This is a genomic window from Pseudonocardia sp. C8 (assembly GCF_014267175.1).
Lineage (GTDB): Bacteria > Actinomycetota > Actinomycetes > Mycobacteriales > Pseudonocardiaceae > Pseudonocardia.
The window spans coordinates 676,622-700,920 of the sequence record NZ_JACMTR010000002.1 but is presented as its reverse complement, the minus strand read 5'-3'; the positions used below and the strand labels follow the sequence as shown (position 1 = coordinate 700,920).

The 24,299-nt window shown below is 75.9% G+C and carries 25 protein-coding genes; 9 read left to right on the top strand and 16 right to left on the bottom strand.

Features of this window, described 5'->3' with window-relative positions:
• Nucleotides 1-104: 104 nt before the first annotated feature.
• The 3 genes from H7X46_RS04055 to H7X46_RS04045 all read right to left on the bottom strand — a co-directional run bounded on the left by H7X46_RS04055 (nucleotide 105) and on the right by H7X46_RS04045 (nucleotide 5,315).
• Nucleotides 105-2,831 (bottom strand): hypothetical protein, encoded by a 2,727-nt coding sequence (locus tag H7X46_RS04055; RefSeq protein WP_186358122.1) that lies wholly within the window; start codon nucleotides 2,829-2,831, stop codon nucleotides 105-107.
• A gap of 238 nt (nucleotides 2,832-3,069) precedes the next feature.
• Entirely contained in the window at nucleotides 3,070-4,242 is a 1,173-nt protein-coding gene (moeZ, locus tag H7X46_RS04050; RefSeq protein WP_186358121.1) for an adenylyltransferase/sulfurtransferase MoeZ, read from the bottom strand.
• Between the two features lie 80 nt (nucleotides 4,243-4,322).
• Nucleotides 4,323-5,315: an alpha/beta fold hydrolase gene (locus H7X46_RS04045; RefSeq protein WP_186358120.1), complete on the bottom strand. Its 993-nt coding sequence runs from the start codon at nucleotides 5,313-5,315 to the stop codon at nucleotides 4,323-4,325.
• 153 nt (nucleotides 5,316-5,468) lie between these two features.
• Between H7X46_RS04045 and H7X46_RS04040 the strand changes: the two genes are divergently transcribed.
• The 3 genes from H7X46_RS04040 (at nucleotide 5,469) to H7X46_RS04030 (ending at nucleotide 8,938) form a co-directional block, all read left to right on the top strand.
• The gene (locus H7X46_RS04040; RefSeq protein WP_186358119.1) at nucleotides 5,469-6,368 is read left to right on the top strand and encodes a hypothetical protein; all 900 of its coding nucleotides are present in this window, start codon (nucleotides 5,469-5,471) and stop codon (nucleotides 6,366-6,368) included.
• 3 nt (nucleotides 6,369-6,371) lie between these two features.
• The gene (locus H7X46_RS04035) at nucleotides 6,372-8,213 is read left to right on the top strand and encodes an HAD family hydrolase (protein ID WP_186358118.1); all 1,842 of its coding nucleotides are present in this window, start codon (nucleotides 6,372-6,374) and stop codon (nucleotides 8,211-8,213) included.
• Nucleotides 8,214-8,305: 92 nt separating this feature from the next.
• Nucleotides 8,306-8,938: a TetR/AcrR family transcriptional regulator gene (locus tag H7X46_RS04030; protein WP_186358117.1), complete on the top strand. Its 633-nt coding sequence runs from the start codon at nucleotides 8,306-8,308 to the stop codon at nucleotides 8,936-8,938.
• 26 nt (nucleotides 8,939-8,964) lie between these two features.
• Here H7X46_RS04030 and H7X46_RS04025 read toward each other — a convergent pair whose 3' ends face one another.
• Both H7X46_RS04025 and H7X46_RS04020 read right to left on the bottom strand, forming a co-directional pair.
• Nucleotides 8,965-9,864, bottom strand: coding sequence for an alpha/beta hydrolase (locus tag H7X46_RS04025; RefSeq protein WP_186358116.1), 900 nt, complete (start codon nucleotides 9,862-9,864; stop codon nucleotides 8,965-8,967).
• 35 nt (nucleotides 9,865-9,899) lie between these two features.
• On the bottom strand, nucleotides 9,900-10,835 hold the full coding sequence (locus tag H7X46_RS04020) for a diiron oxygenase (RefSeq protein ID WP_370588599.1): 936 nt from the start codon (nucleotides 10,833-10,835) through the stop codon (nucleotides 9,900-9,902).
• Between the two features lie 46 nt (nucleotides 10,836-10,881).
• Between H7X46_RS04020 and H7X46_RS04015 the strand changes: the two genes are divergently transcribed.
• On the top strand, nucleotides 10,882-11,580 hold the full coding sequence (locus H7X46_RS04015; protein ID WP_370588598.1) for a TetR family transcriptional regulator: 699 nt from the start codon (nucleotides 10,882-10,884) through the stop codon (nucleotides 11,578-11,580).
• A complete protein-coding gene (locus tag H7X46_RS04010) occupies nucleotides 11,577-11,891 on the top strand; it encodes a DUF4873 domain-containing protein (protein ID WP_186358115.1) in 315 nt (104 codons plus the stop codon). The genes H7X46_RS04015 and H7X46_RS04010 overlap by 4 nt, the downstream gene beginning before the upstream one ends.
• An 82-nt stretch (nucleotides 11,892-11,973) precedes the next feature.
• Here the strand turns inward: H7X46_RS04010 and H7X46_RS04005 are convergent, their stop codons facing one another.
• A complete protein-coding gene (locus H7X46_RS04005) occupies nucleotides 11,974-12,204 on the bottom strand; it encodes a DUF3107 domain-containing protein (protein ID WP_186358114.1) in 231 nt (76 codons plus the stop codon).
• A gap of 60 nt (nucleotides 12,205-12,264) precedes the next feature.
• Nucleotides 12,265-12,921 (bottom strand): ferritin-like fold-containing protein, encoded by a 657-nt coding sequence (locus H7X46_RS04000; protein WP_186358113.1) that lies wholly within the window; start codon nucleotides 12,919-12,921, stop codon nucleotides 12,265-12,267.
• Nucleotides 12,922-13,264: 343 nt separating this feature from the next.
• Here H7X46_RS04000 and H7X46_RS03995 point away from each other — a divergent pair, with 343 nt between their 5' ends.
• The gene (locus tag H7X46_RS03995) at nucleotides 13,265-15,001 is read left to right on the top strand and encodes a DEAD/DEAH box helicase (protein WP_370588597.1); all 1,737 of its coding nucleotides are present in this window, start codon (nucleotides 13,265-13,267) and stop codon (nucleotides 14,999-15,001) included.
• A 96-nt stretch (nucleotides 15,002-15,097) separates the two neighbouring features.
• A complete protein-coding gene (locus H7X46_RS03990) occupies nucleotides 15,098-16,270 on the top strand; it encodes a hypothetical protein (protein WP_186358112.1) in 1,173 nt (390 codons plus the stop codon).
• Between the two features lie 23 nt (nucleotides 16,271-16,293).
• Here H7X46_RS03990 and H7X46_RS03985 read toward each other — a convergent pair whose 3' ends face one another.
• The 8 genes from H7X46_RS03985 to H7X46_RS03950 all read right to left on the bottom strand — a co-directional run bounded on the left by H7X46_RS03985 (nucleotide 16,294) and on the right by H7X46_RS03950 (nucleotide 21,774).
• A complete protein-coding gene (locus H7X46_RS03985; RefSeq protein ID WP_186358111.1) occupies nucleotides 16,294-16,689 on the bottom strand; it encodes a hypothetical protein in 396 nt (131 codons plus the stop codon).
• Between the two features lie 123 nt (nucleotides 16,690-16,812).
• Nucleotides 16,813-17,472, bottom strand: coding sequence for a response regulator transcription factor (locus tag H7X46_RS03980; RefSeq protein ID WP_186358110.1), 660 nt, complete (start codon nucleotides 17,470-17,472; stop codon nucleotides 16,813-16,815).
• Nucleotides 17,469-18,560, bottom strand: coding sequence for a sensor histidine kinase (locus H7X46_RS03975; RefSeq protein WP_186358109.1), 1,092 nt, complete (start codon nucleotides 18,558-18,560; stop codon nucleotides 17,469-17,471). The genes H7X46_RS03980 and H7X46_RS03975 overlap by 4 nt, the downstream gene beginning before the upstream one ends.
• 43 nt (nucleotides 18,561-18,603) lie before the next feature.
• A complete protein-coding gene (locus tag H7X46_RS03970; protein WP_186358108.1) occupies nucleotides 18,604-19,215 on the bottom strand; it encodes a hypothetical protein in 612 nt (203 codons plus the stop codon).
• A gap of 13 nt (nucleotides 19,216-19,228) precedes the next feature.
• Nucleotides 19,229-20,113 carry a PD-(D/E)XK nuclease family protein gene (locus H7X46_RS03965; RefSeq protein ID WP_186358107.1) on the bottom strand — a complete coding sequence of 295 codons (885 nt, stop codon included), beginning with the start codon at nucleotides 20,111-20,113 and terminating at the stop codon, nucleotides 19,229-19,231.
• A gap of 51 nt (nucleotides 20,114-20,164) precedes the next feature.
• Nucleotides 20,165-21,040, bottom strand: a complete 876-nt coding sequence (locus H7X46_RS03960; RefSeq protein WP_186358106.1) for a PHP domain-containing protein — start codon at nucleotides 21,038-21,040, stop codon at nucleotides 20,165-20,167.
• A 22-nt stretch (nucleotides 21,041-21,062) separates the two neighbouring features.
• Nucleotides 21,063-21,617, bottom strand: coding sequence for a PH domain-containing protein (locus H7X46_RS03955; RefSeq protein WP_186358105.1), 555 nt, complete (start codon nucleotides 21,615-21,617; stop codon nucleotides 21,063-21,065).
• A gap of 4 nt (nucleotides 21,618-21,621) precedes the next feature.
• Entirely contained in the window at nucleotides 21,622-21,774 is a 153-nt protein-coding gene (locus H7X46_RS03950) for a hypothetical protein (protein WP_186362997.1), read from the bottom strand.
• Between the two features lie 104 nt (nucleotides 21,775-21,878).
• Between H7X46_RS03950 and H7X46_RS03945 the strand changes: the two genes are divergently transcribed.
• Nucleotides 21,879-22,286 (top strand): NUDIX hydrolase, encoded by a 408-nt coding sequence (locus H7X46_RS03945; RefSeq protein ID WP_186358104.1) that lies wholly within the window; start codon nucleotides 21,879-21,881, stop codon nucleotides 22,284-22,286.
• 36 nt (nucleotides 22,287-22,322) lie between these two features.
• Here H7X46_RS03945 and H7X46_RS03940 read toward each other — a convergent pair whose 3' ends face one another.
• On the bottom strand, nucleotides 22,323-22,826 hold the full coding sequence (locus tag H7X46_RS03940; protein ID WP_186358103.1) for a MaoC family dehydratase: 504 nt from the start codon (nucleotides 22,824-22,826) through the stop codon (nucleotides 22,323-22,325).
• Between the two features lie 370 nt (nucleotides 22,827-23,196).
• Between H7X46_RS03940 and corA the strand changes: the two genes are divergently transcribed.
• Nucleotides 23,197-24,297, top strand: coding sequence for a magnesium/cobalt transporter CorA (gene corA / locus H7X46_RS03935; protein ID WP_186358102.1), 1,101 nt, complete (start codon nucleotides 23,197-23,199; stop codon nucleotides 24,295-24,297).
• Nucleotides 24,298-24,299: the final 2 nt, after the last annotated feature.

Here is a 24,299-nt window from a genome sequence, read left to right as displayed (position 1 = left end):
GGACGGTACCTGCGTGAGCGCGTGGCCCCGACCGCGCCACGCCAGAACGACCCGGTGCTGATATCACGATCGGGTGACGGCGTCCACCGGACGGCCACGTCCGGTCAGCTACCGGTGTCCGCGGAGGTGCTGCTTCCCCTGTCGCCCCGGTCGCTGCCCGACTTGTCGCCATCCGGGCCGGTGCGGCTCGATTCGGTGCTGCGCGCGTCGCTGGTGTCGCTCGACTCCGCGCGGCCGGACCCACCGCCACCAGGGCCGTCGCGGCCCGACCGGCTGCTGCGTGCACCGCTGGTGTCGCTCGACTCCGCGCGGCCGGACTCGCCCGAGGCGTTCCGGTCCGCGTCGCGCCCGCTCGACCCGGACCCTCGCGAATCGCGCCCGTCCGCATCGCTCCGGGACGAGCCGTCACCGCCCCGGCGGGCCGTCTCCGCGGCGGCCTGCCGGTCCACCTCGGCGAGCACGGCGGCGGCCGCTTCCTCACCCATCGCCGCCTCGACGTAGGGCCGGGCGACGGCGCCGGCAACACTGCGGGACGCGGCACGTGACGCCTCCGCAGCCCGGCTGCCTCCGCCGCGCTCCCCCGCTCCCGATCCGGACCGGCCGGTCTCGGAGCCGGATCCGGTACCCCGGCCCTCCGACCGGGGGCCGGCACCGTCCGCCCCGGAGCGGCGGTCCTCCGACCGGGACCGGGTACGACGGGAGTCCGAGCCGGTCCGCTCCTCGCGGGTGCCGGGCCGGGCAGCCGCGTCACGGTTCCGGGTCCGGCGCTCCTCCGACCTGGCTTCCTTCTCGCGAGCGTCCGTTCCGCGCCGCGGTTCCGGGTTCCCACCCCGGCCGTCCGTGCCGCGCCGGGACCCCGAGTCGCCACCCCGGCCATCGGTGCCGCGCCGGGACTCGGAGTCGCCACCTCGCCTACCGGCGCGGCCGTCGTCCTGCACAGCGCGCTCCGCGCCGGACGATCGTTCCCGGCGGCTGTCCGCCCCGGCACCGGTCACACCGCCGGCGATACCGTCGACGGTCCGTCCCAGCCCGCCGGCGGCGTCACCGACCTCACGGGCTGCGTTCCCGGCCGCGCCGCCCCCGCCCCGGCGAGGTGCGTCGCCTCCGGTGCCTCCCCGACGCGCCGTGTCCCCGCCCCGACGAGTCGGGGCCGGGGCCGGTCGCACGGTGTCCCCCACTCCGGCAACGGTGTCTCCGGCTCCTCGGACGGTGTCGCCCACCCCACGGACCACCGCGTCCCCGGCTCCACGAGCCCGTTCAGCGGGCTTGCGTGCGCGGTCTCCGGCGTCCCGCGCGGCACCTGGCTTCTCTCCGGGCCCGGCCCCGGCCCGGCCCGCGTCCGGCCGACGGGCACCGTCGGTCCGGCGCGTCCCGGCGTCCCTGCCGGGCTCACCCGAGCGGGCACCGGTCAGCGACGCGACGCCGTCGGCGGCGTCGGACGCCGCGCGCCCCAGGGTCTCCCCCGGCCGGGCCACGGCCCCCGCCGCGCTCCCGGGCTCTCCGTCCCGTGCGTTCCCCGACGCGGCCGGGGCACTCCCCGGGCCGCGGGCCGACGCACCCTGCGGTCCCTCGGCCCGCGGGACCGTCTCGTCGACGGGCCCGCGCGGGTCCGGCGGGCCGCTGGTGCCGACGTCGTCCCGCTCCCGGTCACCGGTGGTGCCCCGGCCGCCGGCCAGGACCTGCGGGGATCGCCGCGGCACAGCCGGCTCCGGAGCCGAGGGTGCGTCACCGCGCGCGAGGGCGAGCACGTCGCCGGACACCTTCTCGGTGCCGGACCGGTCCACCGGCAGCGGCGCGCGCCGGGCCCGCTCCACGCCGTCGTCGATCGCCTTCAGCTCGTCGGCGCACGCATCCCGCCGCCGGGCCCGCAGGTCGCGCTGCTCCTCGAGCGAGATCGCGGCGGCGACCTGGTCGACGGTCCGCCGCGCCGGCGGCGGCAGCTCGGCCACGATCTCCTCCAGCTCGACGAGCTGCTGCTCGGCCAGCGCGAGCTCGTCGGCCACCGCCGGCCGGGCCGCGTAGGCGTCGAGCTGGGAGGTCAGCGCGGCCCGCTGCTGGACGAGCGTGGCGCGCCGCTGCTCCAGCCGCACGAGCTCGGCCGGGCGGTCCCGACCCGCGTACGGCGAGCGCTGCCAGGCCTGCTCGGCGCGCTCCAGCGAGCCCAGCTGCTCGTCCAGGGAGCTCAGCGCGACGCGGGCCTGGCCGGCCCAGTCGTCCACGGAGCGTTCCTGCGTGGCCGGGGGTTCGACGTCGGCCGGCCCCGCGGTCAGCGCGTACCCACCGAGCAGGACCGCGGTCGCCGCGACCAGCGCGAGGCTGCGACGGTGCTGCAACAGGGTGCGCGGTCTCCGCAGTCGCGGGGCCGGGTGGCGGGGGTCGGACCGCGTTCCGCGGAACGCGCCGGCTCCGCCGGGCCGCGACGCGGGACCTCGCACCCCGCGCACCCGGGCGACGCCCCGGCCGTCCTCGGGCACCGCGGCCGTGCCGGCTGCACGGGCCGGCCCGGCCCGGCCCGTCGCGACGGCCCCGCCGGCACCGGGTGCGCCGGCCGCGCCGGTGCCGGCCCCGCCGACTCCGGACCCGGTGGCCCCGTCGGCCCCACGGGTTCCAGGACCGGCGGCCCCACCTGCCCCGTCCAGGTGCGGCTCGCGCAACCACGGCAGGGTCTCGGCGAGCTGCGCGTCCACGGCGGCCCGGGCGGCGTCCCGGCGGATGCGGCGGGCCGCCAGGCGGTGCGCGGCGGAACAGTAGAGGCGTTGCGGACGTCCGTGTACCGGCTCGACCGGCTCGTCGCACCCCTCCAGGGCGCAGCTGCGCACCGGTTCGTCCACCGGGACCTCCCCGCCCACCTCGTCCGCCGGCCGCCGGCGTGCATGGAGATGTCGCGACGGTCGGTGGTCATGTTTCGCCGCACGGCGGTTTTTCGAGGACGAACGGGGGCCGACCACCCGAGCGGCCCATCAGAACCGGGCCAAACGCCCAGTCAACGGGCGGCCACTCACCGTGAGTGACGACGGCCGCCGTCCCGGCATGCGGGACGGCGGCCGTGTGCGGTCGTCGCGGGACGCGTCAGTAGGTCGGCTGCGACGGGTCGATCTGCTTGACCCAGGACAGCACGCCACCACCGACGTGCACGGCGTCGGAGAAACCGGCCCGGTGCAGCGCGGCGAGTGCCTCCGCGGAGCGGCCACCGGACTTGCAGTGCAGCACGACCGGCTTGTCCTGCGAGATCTCGGCCAGCGCCTCGCCGGACAGGATCCGGTCCTTGGGGATCAGCCGGGCGCCCGGGATGCTCACGATCTCGTACTCGTGCGGCTCGCGGACGTCGATGAGCTGGAAGTCCTTGCCCGCGTCGATCATCTGCTTGAGCTCGCCGACGGTGATCGTGTTGCCGGCCGCCGCGTCCTGGGCCTCCTGGGTGACGGTGCCGCAGAACGCCTCGTAGTCGATCAGCTCGGTGATCTTCGGGGTGTCCGGGTCCTTGCGGATCCTCACCTGGCGCCACGTGGTCTCCAGGGCGTCGTAGATCACCAGACGGCCGAGCAGGGGCTCGCCGATCCCGGTCACCAGCTTGATCGCCTCGTTCACCATGATCGAGCCGATCGACGCGCACAGCACCCCCAGCACGCCGCCCTCGGCGCAGGACGGGACCATCCCGGGCGGCGGGGGCTCCGGGTACAGGTCGCGGTAGTTGAGGCCCTGCCCGTTCGGGGCGTCCTCCCAGAACACCGAGGCCTGGCCCTCGAACCGGAAGATCGAGCCCCAGACGTACGGCTTGCCGAGCAGCACCGCGGCGTCGTTCACCAGGTAGCGGGTGGCGAAGTTGTCGGTGCCGTCCAGGATCAGGTCGTAGTCCCGGAACACGTCGAGGACGTTCTCGCTGGTCAGCCGCTCGTTGTGCAGCCGGACCTCGACGAACGGGTTCACCTCGCGGATCGAGTCGCGAGCCGACTCCGCCTTCGGCCGGCCCACGTCGGACCCGCCGTGGATGACCTGGCGCTGCAGGTTGGACTCGTCGACGACGTCGAACTCGACGATGCCGAGCGTGCCCACGCCGGCCGCGGCCAGGTACAGCAGGGCCGGCGAACCCAGCCCGCCGGCACCGACGACCAGGATCTTGGCGTTCTTCAGCCGCTTCTGCCCGTCCATCCCGACGTCCGGGATGATGAGGTGGCGGCTGTACCGCTCGACCTCGTCCTTGGTGAGCTCGGCAGCCGGCTCCACCAGTGGCGGTAGCGCCATCTCGTCCACTCCTTGAGAAGATCTCGGGGTCTCGGGCGTCTCAACGCGCGGTGCGCGCTCCATCTTCCCCGACGACGGGGTCACGTCTCGTCCCACAGCCCGGCCACCGCGCGGGCGACGTCCTCGGGCCGCTCGATCTGCGGGACGTGCCCGGCGCGGGGCAGCACCAGCAGCCGCGCGTCCGGCAGCGCCGCCGCGGTGCGCCGGGCCAGCCGCGGGGACACGACCCGGTCCTGCGCACCCCACAGCACCAGCGACGGCACCCGCACCCGCGCGGCCCGCTGCCACACCGCCCGGCCGGCCCACAGCGCGAGCAGGCCGCGGGTGGCGGCGTCGGTCGCCTCGGCCGCCCACGGCAGCGTCGCCCGGTGCGCGTGCTCGGCGACCAGCTCCTCCAGCCGGCGCTCGGAGCCGCGCCGCGGGTCGGCGAAGCAGACCTTCACGATCCGCTCGGCCCGGCTGCGCAGCGGCTCGGCGGCCAGCGCGCGCCGGGCACCCCGCCCCAGGACCGGCACCATGGCGAGCGCGATCCGCGGGTCGGAGAACCGGCGCGGGTCGGGCCGCAGGTCCGGCATCGCCGGCGACACCAGGGCCAGCGACCGCACGAGCTCCGGACGGCGGGCGGCGACCGTCATGGCGATCAGCCCGCCCAGCGAGTTGCCGACCAGGTGCACGGGCCGGCCGCGGCCGGCGAGCCAGCACAGCAGCGCGTCGGCCATGCCGTCCGGGGTGAAGTCGCGGGACACCGTCGGCTCGGACAGGCCGAACCCGGGCAGGTCGACCGACAGGCCGGCCGCGCGCGTCCCGAGCAGCCCCGCCAGGTCGGTCCAGTTGGTCGCCGAGCCGGCCAGCCCGTGCACGTAGACCGCCTCGGCGGCGCCGTCGCCGGGGGTCTCCCGGACGTGCAGCGCGACCCCGCCCGCGGTGACCGTCCGTCCCGGCCACGGCGGCTGCTCGGGCGGCAGCGGCCCGAGCGTGGCGGGGTCGGCAAGGCGCGGCTCCGCCGCCGCCCCGGCTCCCCGGCCGGGCCGGGTGGCGGGCGGGTGAACGGGAAGCGTCGTCACGGCGGCCATTCCCCCAGCATGACGTGCCGGCGGCCGCGAGGAGCGGCCACCATGGCCTCCGTCTCGCAGCACTCACCCGGCGCGTCCGGGTGTACACGGAGCGCAACGAGATCGCCGTTCGGGCGTTGTACCGGGGTGACACCGAGAGGACGGGGAGGGCACATGGCGCGCAGCGCGGGATCGGCCACCGCCCGGCTCGCCGCGTTCGCCGCCGCGTCGGTGCTCGTCCTCACCGGGGCCTGGACCGCGGGGAGCGCGACCGCCACGCTCGCGACCGCCGACGACGACGAGGTGCTCCCGGCGTCCACCCGGGAGGCGGCCGCCGCCGAGCCGGGTGGCGTCCTGAGCACGGCGGCCGGCTACACGCTGTCCCCGGCGCGCCTGGTGTACCCCTGGCGGAAGCCGGCCGAGGTCGCGTTCACCGTCACCGGCTCGGACGGCCGGCCGGTGACCGGCTTCGACACGCCCGGTGACGGATCGCCGGCGATGGACGTCGCGGTGATCCGGCGCGACGTCGCCGGCTACACCCGGCTGCGTGCCACCCGCGGCCCGGACGGCGTGTGGCGGGCCCCGGTGACCTTCCCCGGCGAGGGCGTGTGGCGGCTCTACGCCGGGTTCACCCCGACCGGCGGCCCCCGCGTCGACCTGGGCGCCGACCTGCACGTCCCCGGCCCCTACGGGGCGTTCCAGTTCCCGGCGGAGGACCGCTCCGGCCGGTGCGGCACCGGCGACCAGCAGGTCCGGGTGGACGGCGCGCTGCTGCCCGGCGGGCGGTCCCGGCTCTACGTGACCGTCGGCCGGGACGGCGCCCCGGTCACCGATCTCGAACCGGTCGACGGCGGCGCGTTCGGCCTGATGACGGCGGTCCGGCAGGGCGACCTCGCCCGGTTCCCTGCGACGCCGGAGGTCACCGGGGCCCGGCCGGACGACCGCGCCGGTCCCGGGATCGCGTTCACCGCGTCGGTGCCCGCCGCGGGCAGCTACCGGCTCTTCGTCGACTATCGGTCCGGCGGCGAGCTGCGCTCGTGCGAGTTCACCGTGCCCACGGCGCGCGGGAGCTGAGCGGTGCGCGGATCACCGCTGGTGGTGGCCGCGGGCGCCGCCGTGGCCGCCGTGGTGCTCCCCCTCGCCGCACTCCTCGCCGCGCTGCCGGGCCCGCTCGCGACCGCGGCCGCCGTGGCCGGGGTGGTCGTGGCGGCGGCCGTCGTCCTGGGGGTGGGCCGGGACGGCCACCGGGCCGCGGCCCGCGCGCTGCGCGCCGGGGTGGTCACCGCCGACGTCGGGGTCTCGCTGGCCACGCTGCCGGCACTCGCCTGGCCGGCCGCGGTGCTGCTCGCCGCGGTGCCGGTGCGCGATCCGCCTGCGCTCCTCGCGGGAGCCCCGGCCGGCCGGGTGGTACCCGCGCCCGGCGCGGCGGCCCTGCTGCAGGACGTGACGTCGGCCCCGGAGCCGGCCCTGCTTCCGGGGATGGCGGCGCTGCTGACGGTGGCCGCGATCGCGGTGCAGGACCCGGGCCGCGGGGACGCGATCGGGGTGCCGTGGTGGTCGCGGCGCCTGCCCCGCTCCCGGGAGCCCGACGGGTTGCGGGTGGCCGCGGACCGGTGGTGCGGGCTGCTGGTCCCGGCCGCGGTGCTGCTGGCGCTCGCGGTCACCGGGTTCCGGGCCGGCGCGGGGCAGCCGTGGACGGCGGCGGTGCCGGCCGGGCTGGCCGTGCTGCTGGCGGCCTGCCCGGTCGCGCTGCTGGCCGCCGTCCCGGCCGGGGTGCGGGCCGCCGACCGGGCCGCCGGCGCGGACGTGCGGCTCCCCCTGCCGGTCCCGGCCGGGACGGGGTGGCTCGACCCGGTCGGATGGACCGACCCGGCCGGCGGTCCGCGCCCCGCCGACCGGGTGGACACCGTCGCGCTCGCCGGCCCGGACGTCCTGACCGGTTCCGGGCCCGGCCGGGTCACCGTGCACGCCGCCTCCGGCGAGGACCCTGCGCCGGTGCTGCGGCTGGCCGGCTCGGTCGCCGCCGCGGCCGCGCCCGGTTCGGCCCTGGCCCCGGTCGCGCGGGCGCTGGCGGCCGCGGTGCCCGGCGGCCTGCCGGATGTCGCCGAGCCCGACGAGCAGCCGGGGCTGGGCGCGTCCGGGCTGGTCGCGGAGCTGGTGACGGACACCGGGCGCCCGCAGGAGGGAGCCGGAGAGGCCGCGGCACGGGCCGGCACCACGGTCGTCGCGCACGCCGTCCTCGTGGGGTCCCCGTGCTGGCTGCTCGAGCACGGCATCCGGTTGCCGCCCGGGCTCGCCGCGGACCGCGAACGCGCCGAGGCCGGCGGCCGGGCGGTCGTCGCGGTCGCCTGGGACGGTGCCGCCCGCGCCGTGCTCGCACTGAGCCGGGCACCGCACCCGGCCGTGCGGTCCGATGTGGATGCCCTGCGGGCCGCAGGCACGGAACCGGTCCTGCTCACCCCGGACGGCGACGCCGCCGCCCGCGCGCTCGGCGCGGCCGCCGGCCTGGACCCGGACGACCCGGACGCGGTCCGGCCCGGTCTCGGCCCGGCCTGCCGGGCCGCCGCCGTCGCGGGCCTGCAGGTGCGTGGCCGGACCGTCGCGGTCGCGGCGGACCCCGGCACCGACGAGGCGGCACTGGCGCGGGCCGACCTGGCGATCGAGCTCGTGCCGGCCCCGGGGCCGGACGGGCGACCGGCGCGGATCGTCGTCCGGGGCGGCCCGGGTACGGTGGCGGCCGCCGTCGGGCTGGCCCGGAGGGGCCGGGTACACGCGCGCACCGGCATCGTCGCCGCGACGGCCGTGACCGTGCTCGGGACCGCCGCCGCGGTGGCCGGGGCACCGGCCCCGCTGGTCGCGCTCGGACCGCTGCTCGGAGCCTTCGCGGTGCGTGCCCGGCGGCTCCGGATCCGGACGTAGAACGGGGATGCCGGTTCCGTGGACGGAGTGTTCGTGTTTCCCGGTTACCTGTGGGTAGGGTGACCTCACACCGGGTGAAAGGTAGGGGGCCGATGACCGGAACCGCCACGCCTCGGGGCGCACGGCTGTCCCGCGGCGCGCGACGCGCGCAGCTGCTGCTGGCCGCCCGCGACGTCTTCGCCGACCAGGGGTACCACGCCGCCGCGATGGACGACATCGCCGAGCGGGCGGGCGTCAGCAAGCCCGTCCTCTACCAGCACTTCCCCGGGAAGCTGGAGCTGTACCAGGCGCTGCTCACGACCTACGCCGAGGAACTCGTGGACCGGGTGTCCGGGGCGATCGAACGCACCCACGACAACAAGGAGCGGGTGCAGGCCGCGGTCGCCGCCTACTTCGACTTCGTCGCGGGCGAGGGCCGGGCCTACCGGCTGGTGTTCGAGTCCGACCTGCGCGGCGACGCCGAGGCCGCGGCGGTCGTCGAGAGCGCGCTCGACCGCTGCATCGACGCCGTCGCCGGCGCGGTCACCACCGACGCGGGCCTCGACCACGACCGGGCCCGGCTGCTGGCCGTCGGCCTGGTCGGGCTGAGCCAGGTCGGCGCCCAGTACTGGCTGGACTCCGACCAGCGGGTGCCCCGGGACGAGGCGATCGCCCTGATGGCGTCGCTGGCCTGGCGGGGCATCGGCGGCTTCCCGAAGCTGACCGACGGCACCGAGCATGCGTAGCGCAGGCGTGGAGCAGGCCCGGCCTGTCACGTCGACGTGACCCCGGCGGCCTGCCGGACCAGCGCCGCGATCCGCGCCGTCACCCCGCCGACGCGCTCGACGGGCAGCATGTGCCCGGCGTCCGGGAACACCGTCATCCCGGCCCGCGGCAGCCGGTCGCGGATCCGGCGGGCGTAGCGGGGCGGGGTCAGCCGGTCCCGGGAGCCGACCATGATCTCGACGGGGAGCTCGGCCAACGTCTCGAGCGCCTCGTCGCGCTCGTGGGCGGTGAGCGTCGGGGTGAAGCCGGAGACCGTCGTCGGGCGGCAGGCGGCGATCGCCTCGCAGGTCGCCCGCACCGCCGTCGGCCCGGGACGCCGCCCCAGCAGCAGGGGTTGCAGCCCCGGCCGCAGCAGCGCCGGGCGCGCGCTCAGCGCGCGCCGGCCGGTCCACAGCGGGCTGGCCGTCAACCGGTCCTTCCCGGCCAGGAAGAGCGCCGCGGGCAGGCCGGTCATGCCGAGCGTGGCGGCGGCGCCGAGCCCGCCGCTGGCCGTCGCGACCAGCGCCACCCCGCTCAGCCGGGACGCGACCAGCTCCGGGTGCCGCTCGGTCAGCGCCATCGTCGTCATCCCGCCCATCGAGTGCCCGGCGATCACCAGCGGCCCGGACGGGATCAGCTGCCCGATCACCTCGGCCATGTCGTCGGCGAGCTGCTCGAGGGTCTTGAGCTCGTCCGGGGTGTCGTCGGAGCGGCCGTGGCCGCGGTGGTCGTAGCGGATCACCCGCGGCGCCGGCACGGTGGCGGCGAGCGCACCGGCCACCGGCGCCCAGCACCGCTCGTCGAGCGTCCAGCCGTGGGCGAGCAGCACGGTCACCGGCGCGGACGCCGGGCCGGACTCGGCCACGTACAGCCCGGTCCCGTCCCGGGTGACGATCCGCCTGCTCATCGGTCGCGCCTCCTCGGCCACTCGGATCAGGCCACTCAGACCAGGTGGGCGCGCTTCCAGAGGGCCTCGCTCGGCCCGCCGACGATCCCCTGCTCGCGCAGGAACGGCACGACCTTGCGCGCCGACCAGCGCAGCATCTCGTGGTGGTGCGGGTTGGCCAGGGCGGCCCGCCTGCCGACCGACGGGGCGATGCCCACGCTGCGGTACACCTCGGGGTGGATGAGGTTCCGCGCGACGACGAAGGCGATCCGCGCGGTCAGGTACCGCGCCCAGGCCCGCTCCGCGTAGTTGATCTTCGGCATGATCCGCTGGAGCTCCTCGCGGGCGTAGCGGACGTGCCGCGCCTCCTCGGTCACGTGGATCTTGTTGATCATGCGGGACAGCGGCTGGACGCGCTCGTCGCGCATCCCCTCGCGCTGCAGCTGGTCGAGGATCTCCTCGACGTAGAGGGTGCCGGCGAACATGGCCGGGCCGGTGCCGAGCATCTTCATCAGCCGGCCCTGCTCGTGGGTCAGCCGCCGGGGTGCGTAGTCCGGCACGCCGTACCGCTCGGTGGCCTTGGCGAACATCATCGAGTGCCGGCACTCGTCGGCGATCTCGACCAGCGCGTACTGGATGTGCGCGCGGCGCGGGTCGCGGTCGTAGGCGTAGCGCAGCAGCATCTGCATGAGGATCATCTCGAACCACAGCCCGATGCGGGCGACGCTGCAGAACTCGTGCACGCTCAACGTGACCCGCTGCTCCTCGGTGAGCCGGTCCCACAGCGGTGTGCCGTAGATCGAGACGCGCTCGGGCACGATCCCGTACTTGCCCTCGTCCAGCGGGGCGTCCCAGTCGATGTCGATCGCCGGGTCGTACCACTTGTCGACCGAGCTGCGGAGCAGCCGCCGGGCGGTGTCCTCGCGGTCGGCCAGGTTCGTCTTGCTTCCGGTGCGGGCCTGCCGCCCGACGGTCCGTGCTGTCCCGGACACCGCAGCCTCCTTGCTGTTACCGCCAGTAACGGTTACCAATGGTAACGTGCCCCAGGAGCAGAGGGAAGTCAAGCCGGACGCGCGGATGCGCCGCCGGGAGGAACGACGGGCCGAGATGGTGACGGCCGCCGTCGAGGCGGTCCGCGAGCACGGGCCGGGCGTGTCCGTCGCGCAGATCGCCGCCGCGGCCGGCATCACCAAGCCCGTGCTCTACCGGCACTTCGCCGACCGCGCCGACCTGCAGCGCGCGGTCGGGGAGCACGCCGCCGAGCTGCTGATGCAGCGGATCTACCCGGTGCTGGCGATCGAGGCCGAGCCGATCGAGCACGTCGCCGCGGTGATCGACGCGTTCCTCGGCATGATCGAGGAGGAACCGCAGCTGTACCGGTTCGTGGTGGCCAACCCGGCCGAGCCCGAGGCCGGCGCGGAGATCGCCGAGGACGTCCGGGGCCGGATCGGTGCCCTGCTCACCACCCTGTTCGGGGAGCGGCTGCGCGCCGCGGGCCGCGACTCCGGGGGCGCGGAGGCCTGGGCGTACGGCCTGATCGGCATGGTGCAGGCGGCCGGCGAGTGGTGGCTGGACCGGCGCACGATGAGCCGGGACTCGCTCACCAACTACCTGTCCGCGCTGATCTGGGGCGGGATCGCGGGCGTCGCCGGGATCGACGGGCCCACCGCGAGCGCCGACATCCTGCGGCTGGTGCCCGACCCGCACGCCCCGACCGGCACGGAGGACGACCGGTGACCGCCGACGACGAGGGCTACCGCGGGCCGGCCACGCTCGTCGTCGCCGGCGAGACGATCGACGTCGAGGTCCTGCTCGACGCCCGGCACGAGCCGTTCGACGGCCGCCTGCACTGGTCGGGCCGGGTGCGCGCCTGCCGGCGGCTGGGCGAGCTGCTCGGCACCCGCGGCGGCCCGGCGGAGATCCGCACGCCGGGGCACGCGGCGGTCGGGACGCTGTCCGAGCCGGACCCGTGGAACCGGTTCCGGATCACCGGGACCGGGCCGCCGCCGTTCGGCCTCGACGGTCCCCCACCGCCCGAGACGGACTGACCACCGGGCCGGTACACACTGCGCCGGGACACACCGGCGGGACCGGCCCCCCGTGCGAGGGGCCGGTCCCGTCGTGGCCTGCTCAGCCGCCCAGGCCGAACCCGACCTTCGGCTCACCCACCGGGCCGATCTCCACGTAGGAGATCCGCGCGACCGGGACGACGAACCGGTTGCCCTTGTCGTCGGTGAGGTCCAGCAGCCCGTCGTCGGACTTCATCGCCCCGCTCACCAGCTGGGCCACCTCGTCCGGCGTGCGGTCGCTGGACACCACGAGCTCCCGCGGGGTCTCCGCGATGCCGATCTTGACCTTCACCGGTGGTCCTCCCGATCCGTCACTGCGATCCTTGCCGGCGCCAGGCTAGTCGAGATCGGCTCAGGACAGCCCGAGCCGGCTCATCCGCTTGCCGTGCGCCGACTGGACCGTCTTGATCAGCCCGCCGACGCCGCCCTTCTCGCCCGAGCCGAGCACGATGAACTCGGCCAGCTCGTCGCGCTCGGCGACCACCCGCTGGGCGTGCGTCACGGCCTCGCCGAGGAGCCGCCGCCCCCACAGCGCGAGCCGGTCCCGCTGGTGCGGGTTCGCCTCGCAGGCCGCCCGCACCTCCCGCTCGGCGAACGTCGAGTGCCCGGTGTCGGCGAGCACCCGCCGGACCAGCTCCCCGGTCGCCGGGTCCACCCAGCCCGCGACCTCGCGGTAGAAGTCCGCGCCGAGCCCGTCGCCGAGGTAGGCCTTCACCAGCGACTCCAGCCAGCTCCGCGGGGCCGTCGACGCGTGGTAGCTGTCGATCAGCGCCACGAACGGCGCCATCGCGTCGGCGACCGCGATCCCGGCCCGGCCGAGGTGCTCCTCGATCAGCCGGAAGTGCCCGATCTCGGCGGCCGCCATCGAGGACAGCTGCGCCCGACCGGCCAGGGTCGGCGCGGCCCGGGCGTCCTCGGCGAGCCGGTCGAACGCGGACAGCTCCCCGTAGGCCAGCACGCCGAGCAGCTCGACGGTCACCGGGCTCGGCCCGCCGGCATCGGTCGTCATGCGCGCCACCCTAACGGGACGCGATCCGCGCCCCGGAGCCCTCGCACGCCCCGGAGCGAGGCATCTCACCCCGCGCCACGCGGTGCGCGCATCGTGTCACGCGGGCCGGACCGGGTAGGATGGCCGCAGCGCGTCGCCGATTCACAGGGCGGACGCGCCCACCGCGCGGGACCGGGAAACGGGACGGGCGGCCATCACGGGCCGCCACGCCTCACCGGACCCGCACACGACCTGGTGCGCGCAGCGCCTCGGCGGTTCTCCCGCCCGGTCCACCACGGACCCGGTGCCGGTCGACGAACCACGCCACGGCTCCTGTGCGCGGAGAGAGGCGATCACCCTGTCCGTGTCCGACCGCAACACCGAGTCCGACCGCAACAGCCGGTCCCCCGAGACCCCGCCCGAGGCCGACCCCGGCTTCGAGGCCACCGGCATCACCCGGGCCGACGCCCCGTCCGGCTCCCCACTCCCCGCCGAGGGCGAGAAGCTCCCGCCCACCTTCGCCGAGCTCGGCGTCCGCGACGAGATCGTCTCCGCGCTGGCGGAGAACGACATCGTCCGCACCTTCGCGATCCAGGAGCTGACCCTGCCGCTGGCGCTGGCCGGCGAGGACGTCATCGGCCAGGCCCGCACCGGCACCGGTAAGACGCTGGGCTTCGGCGTGCCGCTGCTGCAGCGGATCACCCCGCCCGGCGAGCAGCCCGCCGCCACCGCCGAGGGCGAGGCCGCCGACCGCACCAAGGACGTGCCGCAGGCCCTCGTCGTCGTCCCAACCCGCGAGCTGTGCGTGCAGGTCGCGCGGGACATCGCCGCGGCCGGGAAGAACCTGGGCGTGCGCGTCGTCGCGATCTACGGCGGCCGCGCCTACGAGCCGCAGCTCGAGGCGCTGCGCAAGGGCGTCGACGTCGTCGTCGGCACGCCCGGCCGGCTGCTGGACCTCGCCGAGCAGCGCCACCTGGTGCTCGGCCGGGTCAAGGCCCTCGTCCTCGACGAGGCCGACGAGATGCTGGACCTGGGCTTCCTGCCCGACGTCGAGCGGATCCTGCGGATGCTGCCCGAGCAGCGGCACACGATGCTGTTCTCGGCCACCATGCCGGGCCCGATCGTGCAGCTGTCCCGGGCGTTCCTCACCCGGCCGACCCACATCCGTGCGGAGGAGGCCGACCAGGGCTCCATCCACGAGCGCACCAAGCAGCTCGTCTATCGCGCGCACGCGATGGACAAGGTCGAGCTGGTCACCCGGGTCCTGCAGGCGAAGGACCGCGGCCTGACGATGATCTTCACGCGGACCAAGCGGACCGCCCAGCGGGTCGCCGACGACCTCGCCGAGCGCGGGTTCGCCGCGGCCGCCGTGCACGGCGACCTGGGCCAGGGTGCGCGCGAGCAGGCGCTGCGCGCGTTCCGCTCGGAGAAGATCGACGTGCTGGTCGCGACGGACGTCGCGGCCCGCGGTATCGACGTCACCGGGGTCACGCACGTCCTCAACTACCAGTGCCCGGAGGACGCCAAGACCTACGTGCACCGGATCGGCCGCACCGGGCGCGCCGGGCGCGAGGGCGTGGCCGTCACCCTGGTCGACTGGGACGAGATCCCCCGCTGGAAGATGATCTCGGACGACCTGAACCTGGGCATCGACGAGCCGGTCGAGACCTACTCGACGTCCGAGCACCTGTACTCCGACCTGGAGATCCCGGCCGGCGCGACCGGGCGGCTGCCGCTGTCCGCGCGCACCCGGGCCGGGCTGGAGGCGGAGTACCTCGACGCCGAGGGCGACCACCAGGGCTCCCGCAAGCCCCGCGGGGGGCGCACCGGGCGGGACGCCGCGGCGAAGAAGGACGACGGTGACGGCCGCCGGCCGCGCCGCAGCCGTTCCCGGACGCGGACCCGCGGCGGGGTCGTCGTCGAGGCCGGTTCCGCACCGGCCGAGACCGGTGAGGCCGCCCCGCAGAACGGCCCGGCGGCCGACGCCGGTGCCGGCGAGGGCGGCGGGTCCGCGCCGCGCCGCCGCCGTCGTCGCGGGGGTGGCCGCCGCCGCTCGGGCGCCGACGGGTCCACCGGCGACACCGACGCCGCAGCCAGCTGACGAGCCCCGCGGAGCGTGCTGCGGTCGCGTGACCTGCGGCGCCGGTGGTTGCACGGGCCGCGGGTACCTGCCGAACGACGTCACCGCGGCGACCGCATGGTCGCCGCGGTGCTCGTGCTGGTGCTGGGCGGGGCCGCGCTGCTCTACGGGGCGCAGAGCCCGGCCGCGAACACCGAGTCGGTGCCGGCGACCGCACCGCCGGCTCCCCCGCCGCCGGCCACCGCGGTGCCGGCCCGCCTCACCGAGCTGTGGCGGGCATCCAGCCCGGCCACCCCGGTGCCCCTGGTGGCCGGAGCGGGCGTCGTCGTCGCCGAGGGGTCCCGGGTGTCGGGCCGGGACGCGGCCACCGGGGCCGAACGCTGGAGCTACACCCGTGACCTGCCGCTGTGCACGACCGGGTTCGCCGACGGCCGGGTCCTCGCGCTCTACCGCAACGACCAGTACTGCTCCGAGCTGACCACGCTCGGCCCCGACTCCGGCGAGCGCGGCCCGACCCGGACCCTGGACGCGCGGCCCGGCACCCGGCTGATCGGCCAGGACCCGGTGCTGGCCACCGGCGTGGACTACGTCGAGACGTTCCGCTCCGACCTCGTCCGCACCGCCGAGTACGGCACCGTCCGCGCCCCCGAGGAACCGGGCGACCAGCCCCGTGCCGGATGCACCTTCCGCTCGTTCGCCTCGGCCCGGGACCGGGCCGGGGTGCTGGAACGCTGCCCCGGCGAGGCCTCCGAGCGGCTGTCGGTGATCCGGCCCAGCGGGTCGGAGGGCGACCGGCCGGCGTTCGACTCGTCCGCCGGGATCGGCACCGAGGGCGCCCAGCTCGTCGCGGTCTCCCCGGAACGCGCCGCGGTGCTGCTGCCCGGTGTCCCCCGGCTCGCGCTGTACGACCGCGGCGGGCGCAAGATCGGGGAGTTCCCGGTCGCCGCCGGGGCACAGCTCAGCGTGCCCGCCGACGGCGTCGCCCGGACCTCCGCCGACGCGACCACCCGCTACTGGTGGACCGGTGGCGCCACCGTCGCGCTCGACGGGGCCACGCTGCAGCCGCGCTGGGCGGTGCCCGGCACCGTGGGCCCCGGCACCCGCCACGGCGAGCGCCTGCTCGTCCCGGTCCCGGCCGGGCTGGCCGTCGTCGACCCGGACACCGGGGCCGTCTCCCGCACCGTGCCCGTCGACCGGGGCGGCTGGGGCGGCCCGGTGCAGGTCGCCGCGCAGGGCGGCCTGCTGGTGGAGCTGCGCGGGACCGAGGTCGTGGTGCTCGGCCCCGCCTGAGGTGCACCCGTGCCGGATCGACATCAGTGCCAGTAGTCGGCGCGCCGCCACACCATCGCGGCGAGCATCAGCGGGAACATCACGACGTGGCCGGCGACCATCAGGGCGTTCGCGGACAGCAGCCCGAGCCAGTACGGCACCAGCAGCGCCACGAACGGCAGATACATCACGGCGCACATCTCGGTGGTCCGTGACCACGAGTGGCGGCGGATCGCCATCCACAGGGCCATCGCGACCGTCATGTCGGTGGCCATCAGGATCGCGTGCACGTCCGCACGTGCCATCCACTCGGCCGGCCAGAGCGGGTCGAGCACCAGCATGCCGACGATCATGGCGACGACCATCTCCAGGTAGTGGCCGACGAAGCGGGCGAGCTTGCGGGCGGTGCCGCGGGGGCGGGTGATCTCGGTGGTTGTCATGGTGGAAAGGGTCGCCGTCCGCGGCGCCGCTGCCATGCGCCGGAGGTCACGGCCGGGGTCATGTCCGGGCATGACCCGCGGCACGCCCGGCCTGGTCGCGGCCCGTCCGTGCGGATCGGCCGGTCAGATCAGGCCGAGGGCGCGGGCGCGCAGCGCGGCCTGGGTGCGGTCCCGGGCGCCGAGCTTGGCCAGCACGTTCGTCACGTGGTTCTTGACCGTGCCCTCGGCGAGGAACAGCGACCCGGCGATCTCCCGGTTGCTGTGGCCGTCGGCGAGCAGGCGCAGCACCTCCAGCTCCCGCTCCGAGAGCGGCACGACCAGCGGCTGCGGGCGCGGGCCGGCGGCACCGGACTCGGGCAGCTGCGCGACCCGGGCCACGACCTTCGCCGCCACCGACGGCTGCAGGACCGACTCGCCCCGGGCCGCGGCGTGCACCGCCTCCACCAGCCGCGCCGACGAGACGTCCTTGAGCAGGTAGCCGACGGCGCCGGCGCGCAGGGCCGCGAACACGTCCTCGTCGTCGTCGAAGGTGGTCAGGGCGATCACCCGGATCTCGGGTCGCTCCACCCGCAGCCTGCGGGTCGCCGCAATACCGTCGAGCACCGGCATGCGCAGGTCCATGAGCACCACGCCGGGCGCCAGCTCGGCGACGCGGCGCAGCGCCTCGTCGCCGTCGCCCGCCTCGCCGACCACCTCGATGTCGTCGTGCACGGCGAGCAGGGTCGCCAGCGCCTCGCGGAACAGCGCCTGGTCGTCCACGAGCAGCACCCGCACCGCCGTCACCCCGGCACCTCCATCGTCACCGTGCACCCCTGGCCCGGCGCGGTCCCGACCTGCAGCCGCCCGCCGAGGTGTGCCGCGCGCTCGCGCAGCCCGACCAGCCCGAAGCCCGTCGCCGCGCCGTCGGAGGCCCCCACGCCGTCGTCGCGGACCGTGACGCGCACGGTGTCGCCGGTGTAGTCCAGCAGCAGGTCGGCGCGGCCGGCACGGGCGTGCTTGCGCACGTTGGTCAGGCCCTCCTGCGCCGCCCGGTACAGCGCCTCCCGGGGTTCGTCGGGCAGCGGCCGGGCGGTACCGGTCACGGTGAGCGTGGTCGGGATCCCGGTGGCGGAGTTCTCCTCGGCCAGTGCGTGGAGCGCCTCCGGCAGCGGCGGGGTGGCGCGCGGCTCGCGCAGGGCGTGCACGGAGCGCCGCACCTCGGCGAGCGCGTCCTCGGACTGCTGCTGCGCCTTGGCCAGCACCGCGTCCGCCTTCCCCGGGTCACCGGCCAGCACCGCGCGGGCGGCCTTGACCTGCATCTGCACCACGGTGAGGGCGTGGCCGAGCCCGTCGTGGATGTCCCGGGCCAGCCGGTTGCGTTCCTGCGCGGTGGCCAGCCGCTCGGCCTGCGCCGCGTAGTCCCGCAGCTGCGCGTGCGCCTGCGCCAGCTCGGCACGGATCCGCTGCTCCCGTTGCACCAGCTCGGTGAACAGTGCCGCGAACACCACGGCCGCGAACAGGCCCATCCCCTCGCGCAGGGCCTGCTGCCACGGCATCGGAGCGTGCACGAGCGGGACGAGCAGGATCACCACGACGACGGCGGCGCGCGGCAGCAGCAGCACGCACTGGCTCACCAGCACCACGAAGAACAGGGTGGTGGCCACACCCTGGTCGAACGCGAACGCGGCCACCGCCAGCGCCAGCTGGACCACCACGTAGACCGCCGCCCAGGCGCGCCGGCCCCGACGCCGCACCCACACGAAACCGGCCGTGCCCAGCGCCGTGAACGCGGCCCCGAGCAGCACCACCGGGACGACCACGGGGGTCCCGGCCGCCCCGACCCCCAGCGTGAGGAACGCCACGCAGGTGAGCACCACGAGGGCCCGGTTCACGGTGCCAGCGTAGCCAGGCGGGCCGGGACGGCGGCCAGGTGCGCTACAGGAACCAGCCGACCCCGAGCACCAGGCCGACCGTGCCGACGACGCCGAGCGCGGCCAGGGTCCCGGTCCGGTCCCCGCGCCGGTCGGCCACGACCTGCCCGGCGACGGCGACGGCGGCCGCCACGAGGTGCGCGGTCAGGTCGGCCGCGCCCGGGCCCGGCACCCCGTTGCGGCCGGCCAGCCACGCGACGACCCCGAGCCCGAGCGCGAGCACGACGAGACCGCCGGCCAGCACCCCGCTGAGCCCGCGCAGGACCCGCCCGGCGGCCGAGGGACCCGCCGGCGCCGCGGGCCGGGCGGGCCGGACGGGCCGGTGGGTGCCGCGCCGGGACCGGCCTCCGCCCGGTGGGCGGGCCGCGGGGTGCTCCGCCGGCGGGCGGGACGCGGGGTGCTCGTCCTGCGGGGCGGCGCCGGGCCGCCCGCGCCGGGAGCCGTGCCCGGCACCGCCGGCGCGGTGCGCGCCGTTCCCGGATCCGCCGATCGGCCGGGTCGGCGGCTCGGGCGGTCGCCCGGGCGGGGCCGCGGGCCCGGGGCCGCGCCGGTCCGGCGGGCCGGGTCGCCGGGGCGGGCCGGGACGCGGGTGCGGGCCGGGGTGCGGGGTGCTCACGGGACGCTCACGCTCACGGGACGAGAAGGTCCCACGGACGCGGCTCGGGCACGGCGGCCCGCCCCTCCGGGCAGTGCCGCCGGACCGGGCAGGTGCCGCAGTGCGCGCCGGTCCGCACCGGGAACGCCGAGCCGGGGTCCGCGCCGCCGGCCAGCTCGGCGGTCGCCCCTGCGGCCGCGGCGACGGCCGCCTCCGCCGAGGCGACGTGCGCGTCGAGGGAGGCGTCGTCGTGCTCCCAGCCGGCGACCGTCCCGCTCGGGACGTGGTGCAGCTCGACCCGCCGGCACGGGCGCCGGAAGACGTGGCCCGCGGCGACGGCGTAGAGCGCGAGCTGGCGCGAGTCCCGGGCGTCGGCGGCGGACGGGACCCGGCGCCCGGTCTTGAAGTCGACGACGGTGAGGCCGCCGGCGCCGTCGTCGTCCAGGCGGTCGATCCGGCCCTCCACCAGCAGGCCTCCGGCCGGCGCGCTCACCCACCGCTCGACCGCGACCGGCTCGGCCCGCCCGGCGGGGCCCTCCGCGGCCGCGGCCAGCCAGTCGCCGGCGCGGTCCCGGTAGCGGGCGGCCTGGGCCCGGTCGGCGAACCCCTCGTCGGACCAGTGCCGGCCGACCAGCGCGGCCGCCTCGGCCGGGGTCCGCCGGTGCGCGGGCAGCCGGGCCAGCGACCGCAGGGCCAGGTGCACGACCGCGCCCAGGGTGGTGTGCGCGAACGCGCCGCCCCGGGCCGGCGCCGGACGGTCGACGTGCAGCATCCGGTAGCGCCGCGGGCAGGCGTGCCAGGTGTCGAGCCGGGCGGGGGTCACCCGGTGCAGCGCGGTCGCGCCGAAGTCCGGATCCAGCAGGTCCAGGCCGAGCTGGCCGTCCGGGCACCCGGTGGAGGGCGGGGTGGTCCGGGCCATTCACCCACCGTACAGCGCCGGTGACCGGGCCCGTTCGCGCGGCCGCCGCCGTCAGCCGGTCACGACCTCGACACCCGTGGCGTGCGCGACGAGCCGCTCGTAGACCCCCGGATCGGTGGTCTCCGCGGCGAGCGGGGTCGTCTTGTTGGTGCCGTGGTAGTCGCTGGAGCCGGTGACGAGCAGGCCGTGCTCGGCCGCGAGCTCCCGCAGCAGCGCCCGGTCCTGCGGGCTGTGGTGCGGGTGGTCCACCTCGACGCCGGCGAGCCCGCGGCCGGCCAGGTCGACCAGCACCGACGGCTCGACCACCCGTCCCCGGGTGCGGGCCAGCGGGTGCGCGAACACCGCGACCCCACCCGCGGCGGAGATCATCTCGACGGCGGTCTCGACGGCGGTGTCGGCCCGCGGCACGTAGTACGGGCTGTCGTTGTGCAGCAGCTCGGCGAACGCCGCGTCCACCGACGCGACCACGCCGGCGGCGACCAGCGCCCGCGCCAGGTGCGGCCGCCCCGCGCTACCGCCCTCGGGCAGGTGCGCGAAGACGGTCTCGACGTCGACCGGGTACCCGTCCGCGGCCATGGCCTCGATCATGCGGTGCAGCCGCTGCACCCGTTCGGTGCGCAGGCGTTCCTGCTCGGCGACGACCGCGTGGTGCTCCGGGTCGAACAGGTACCCGAGCAGGTGCACCGAGCAACGGTGCTCCCCGGCACGCCCGGTCGGGCTCAGGCAGGAGAACTCGGCGCCCCGCACCAGGGCCAGCCCCGGCGGGAGCGCGGCGACCGCCTCGTCCCACCCGCCGGTGGTGTCGTGGTCGGTGAGCGCGACGACGTCCAGCCCGGCGGCGGCCGCCGCCCGGACCAGGCCGGCGGGGCTGTCGGTGCCGTCGGAGGCCGTCGAGTGGGTGTGCAGATCGATCACGGGCCGGACCACGCCCGCGACCCTAGCGGGCGGGTCAGCGCCGCCAGCGCGGCTTGGCGAGCGCGCCGGTGGCGCGGGTCTTGCCCTTCTCCCCGAACACCAGCTCGGAGAGCGCCTCGTAGATCTCCTCCGGCCGGGGCATGTAGTCGATCCGGTTGAGCGCCTGGATCTGACCCGCCGACTCGACCACCATCGTCCCGTAGCCGAGTATCCGGCCGGACAGCGAGCGCTGGAAGGTCAGGTCGGTGACCTTGCCGAGCGGCATCATGCCGACGTTGTGGACGATGATCCCCTGCGCGATCATCACCCGCTTGTCGGTGATCACGATGCGCTCGACCCACCAGAGGATCGTGAGCGCGGTGAACCGCAGGACCGCCACCAGCACCAGGTAGAAGGCGAGGTTGTCGACGAGGACGTCGACGGCGGCCGTCGTCGAGCCGTCCATGTACTGCTCGACGCCGACGACGAGGAGGATGAACACCGCCGTCTGCCAGATGTGCTTGAACATGACGGCCCAGTGCTGGCGCACACGGATGACCCGCCGCTCCGTGGGGAGCAGGTACTCGTCGATCTCCCGGGGCGCGAGCACGGACTCAGATCAGCGACGTGACGAACGTCGACACCGACTGCGCGGCGTCGTAGAGCACGTTGCCCACGTTCGTGACCGAGTTCGCCGCCGCTTGGGGAGCGGTCACGACCAGGAAGATACCCAGCGCCACAGCGACGAAGATCAGAATCTTGCGCACGTTACCCGTCACCCGTTCCGGCCCGTTGGGAACAACCTCGACATTGGTACCCGAGCCCCGCGGGCACGGGGTACCGGCACCCGAGCAGCGTACCGTCATTCCGGATGACCGACAGTAGCCGACACGTCGCCTGCGTGGGTGGAATCCTGTTCGACCCGGACGGCCGATTGCTCTTGGTGCGCAGGGCGAACGATCCCGGGCGGGGCCTCTGGTCCGTGCCGGGGGGCCGGGTCGAGCCGGGTGAGGACGACCACGCCGCGGTCGTCCGCGAGCTGGCCGAGGAGACCGGGCTCACCGTCCGCCCGGGACGGCTCGTCGGCGTGGTGCACCGCGGGCCGTACCGGATCGCGGACTACCTGTGCGCCGTCGCTCCGGGCTCGGCCGCGGTCCCGTGCCCCGGCGACGACGCGGACGACGCCCGCTTCGTCGACCGCGCCGCCTACGCCGTCCTCCCGGTGGTCGACGGCCTCACCGAGACCCTGCGCGGCTGGGACTGCCTGCCCCGCATCTGAACCGCCGCGTCCGACCGCCGCGGGGCCGTCGGGGGCTCAGACCTTCGGCGTCGGACGCCCGGGCTGCTCGCCGCCGCGGGCCTCGCCGTAGGACCGCTTCGGCACCATCACCTTCCGGCGGAAGGTGCAGACGACGGTGCCGTCCTGGTTGTAGCCGCGGGTCTCGACGTACACCACGCCGCGGTCGTCCTTCGACTTCGACTCGGTCTTGTCCAGGACCTCGGTCTCGCCGTAGATCGTGTCCCCGTGGAAGGTCGGCTTGACGTGCTTGAGCGACTCGACCTCGAGGTTCGCGATCGCCTTGCCGGAGATGTCCGGCACCGACATGCCCAGCAGCAGCGAGTAGATGTAGTTGCCGACCACGACGTTCTTGCCGAAGTCGGTCGTCTCGCCCGCGTAGTGCGCGTCCATGTGCAGCGGGTGGTGGTTCATCGTGAGCAGGCAGAACAGGTGGTCGTCGTACTCGGTGACCGTCTTGCCGGGCCAGTGCCTGTACACCGCACCGACCTCGAACTCCTCGTAGTAGCGCCCGAACTGCACCGTTCACGCTCCCCTCACGTTGTAGATCACTTGCCGGGGTAATCTATCCGGCGGCCGCCACGACCCGGGGCGGCCGGGCTCACACGTGCACGGTCGGGGATCTCACATTCCTGACACGTTTCGCGGTGCACGAGCGATGAGCATGGAGACGGTCCCAGCAGCAGGGGAGGTGAGCGCGGTGTCGTCCGAGCCCCAGACACCGGTGAGCAGTACGTGCCGCCTCCCGTTGCGCCCGGTCCGGAGCGTGTCCCCGGGCTGACCGGCGGGAGGCGTGTCGCGAGTCCGGCGGCCCGCCACGGCGCGGCCGCACGTCCAGGCCACGCCCGCCGCACGCGGGCGTGCTCCCGGCCCGCCCGGAGGTCCCATCGTGATGCCCTCGCTGTCCCAGCTCCGTCCCACGCTCCGCTCCGCGGGCCGCCGCGACCGGCGCGCGACCCCGGCCAGTGTCGCCAACCGGCTGCGGGTCCCGCTGTCCGCCTACGTCGTCGACTGCGCCGTGTACGTCGACGGCGAGCGCCTGCCGGGCCGGTGGACGCACGACGAGGCGATCGCCGAGGTCCGCGAGCGCGGCGAGGGCTTCGTCTGGATCGGCCTGCACGAGCCCGACGACACCCAGATCTCCGGGGTCGCCGAGACCTACGGCCTGCACGAGCTCGCCGTCGAGGACGCCGTGCACGCGCACAACCGGCCCAAGCTCGAGCGCTACGACGACACGCTGTTCATGGTGCTCAAGACCGTCCGCTACGTCGGACACGCCGACCCGACGACGGCCAACGAGATCGTCGAGACCGGCGAGGTCATGGCGTTCCTCGGGCGGGACTTCGTGGTGACCGTCCGGCACGGCCGGCACTCCGGGCTGCGCGAGGTGCGCCGCCGCCTCGAGGACGACCCGGAGCAGCTGGCGCTGGGGCCGGCGGCCGTGCTGCACGCCATCGCCGACCACATCGTCGACTCCTACATCGAGGTCTGCCGGCAGATCGAGGACGACATCGACGCCGTCGAGGCCGAGGTGTTCTCGCCGCGCTCGACGATGAACCCCGAGCAGATCTACGTCATGAAGCGCGAGATCCTCGACCTGCGCCGCTGCGTGATGCCGCTGGTCGGGCCGATGCGCAAGCTCTCCGAGGGCTACAGCGCGCTGGTCCCGCACGACGTCCGGTCCTACTTCCGCGACGTCGACGACCACCTCGGCGGCGTCGCCGAGCAGGTCGCCGGGTTCAACGAGCTCCTGACGACGCTGGTCGACGCCGTGCTCGCGAAGATCAGCATGCGGCAGAACAACGACATGCGGAAGATCACCGCCTACGCCGGCCTGATCTCGGTGCCGACCATGATCGCCGGGGTGTACGGCATGAACTTCGACTACATGCCGGAGCTGCACTGGAAGTACGGCTACCCGATGGTGCTGCTGGGCATCGTGCTGATCTGCGGGGCCCTGTACCGCAACTTCCGGCGCAACGGCTGGCTGTAGGC

Coding starts and splice junctions, on each gene's coding strand:
- moeZ (WP_186358121.1), bottom strand. CDS start 4,242: ATGGCGCTACCGCCACTGGTGGAGCCGGCTGCCGAGCTCACCAAGGAC.
- H7X46_RS04045 (WP_186358120.1), bottom strand. CDS start 5,315: ATGGCCGCCGTGACGACGCTTCCCGTTCACCCGCCCGCCACCCGGCCC.
- H7X46_RS04040 (WP_186358119.1), top strand. CDS start 5,469: ATGGCGCGCAGCGCGGGATCGGCCACCGCCCGGCTCGCCGCGTTCGCC.
- H7X46_RS04030 (WP_186358117.1), top strand. CDS start 8,306: ATGACCGGAACCGCCACGCCTCGGGGCGCACGGCTGTCCCGCGGCGCG.
- H7X46_RS04025 (WP_186358116.1), bottom strand. CDS start 9,864: ATGAGCAGGCGGATCGTCACCCGGGACGGGACCGGGCTGTACGTGGCC.
- H7X46_RS04000 (WP_186358113.1), bottom strand. CDS start 12,921: ATGACGACCGATGCCGGCGGGCCGAGCCCGGTGACCGTCGAGCTGCTC.
- H7X46_RS03990 (WP_186358112.1), top strand. CDS start 15,098: ATGGTCGCCGCGGTGCTCGTGCTGGTGCTGGGCGGGGCCGCGCTGCTC.
- H7X46_RS03985 (WP_186358111.1), bottom strand. CDS start 16,689: ATGACAACCACCGAGATCACCCGCCCCCGCGGCACCGCCCGCAAGCTC.
- H7X46_RS03965 (WP_186358107.1), bottom strand. CDS start 20,113: ATGGCCCGGACCACCCCGCCCTCCACCGGGTGCCCGGACGGCCAGCTC.
- H7X46_RS03945 (WP_186358104.1), top strand. CDS start 21,879: ATGACCGACAGTAGCCGACACGTCGCCTGCGTGGGTGGAATCCTGTTC.
- corA (WP_186358102.1), top strand. CDS start 23,197: ATGCCCTCGCTGTCCCAGCTCCGTCCCACGCTCCGCTCCGCGGGCCGC.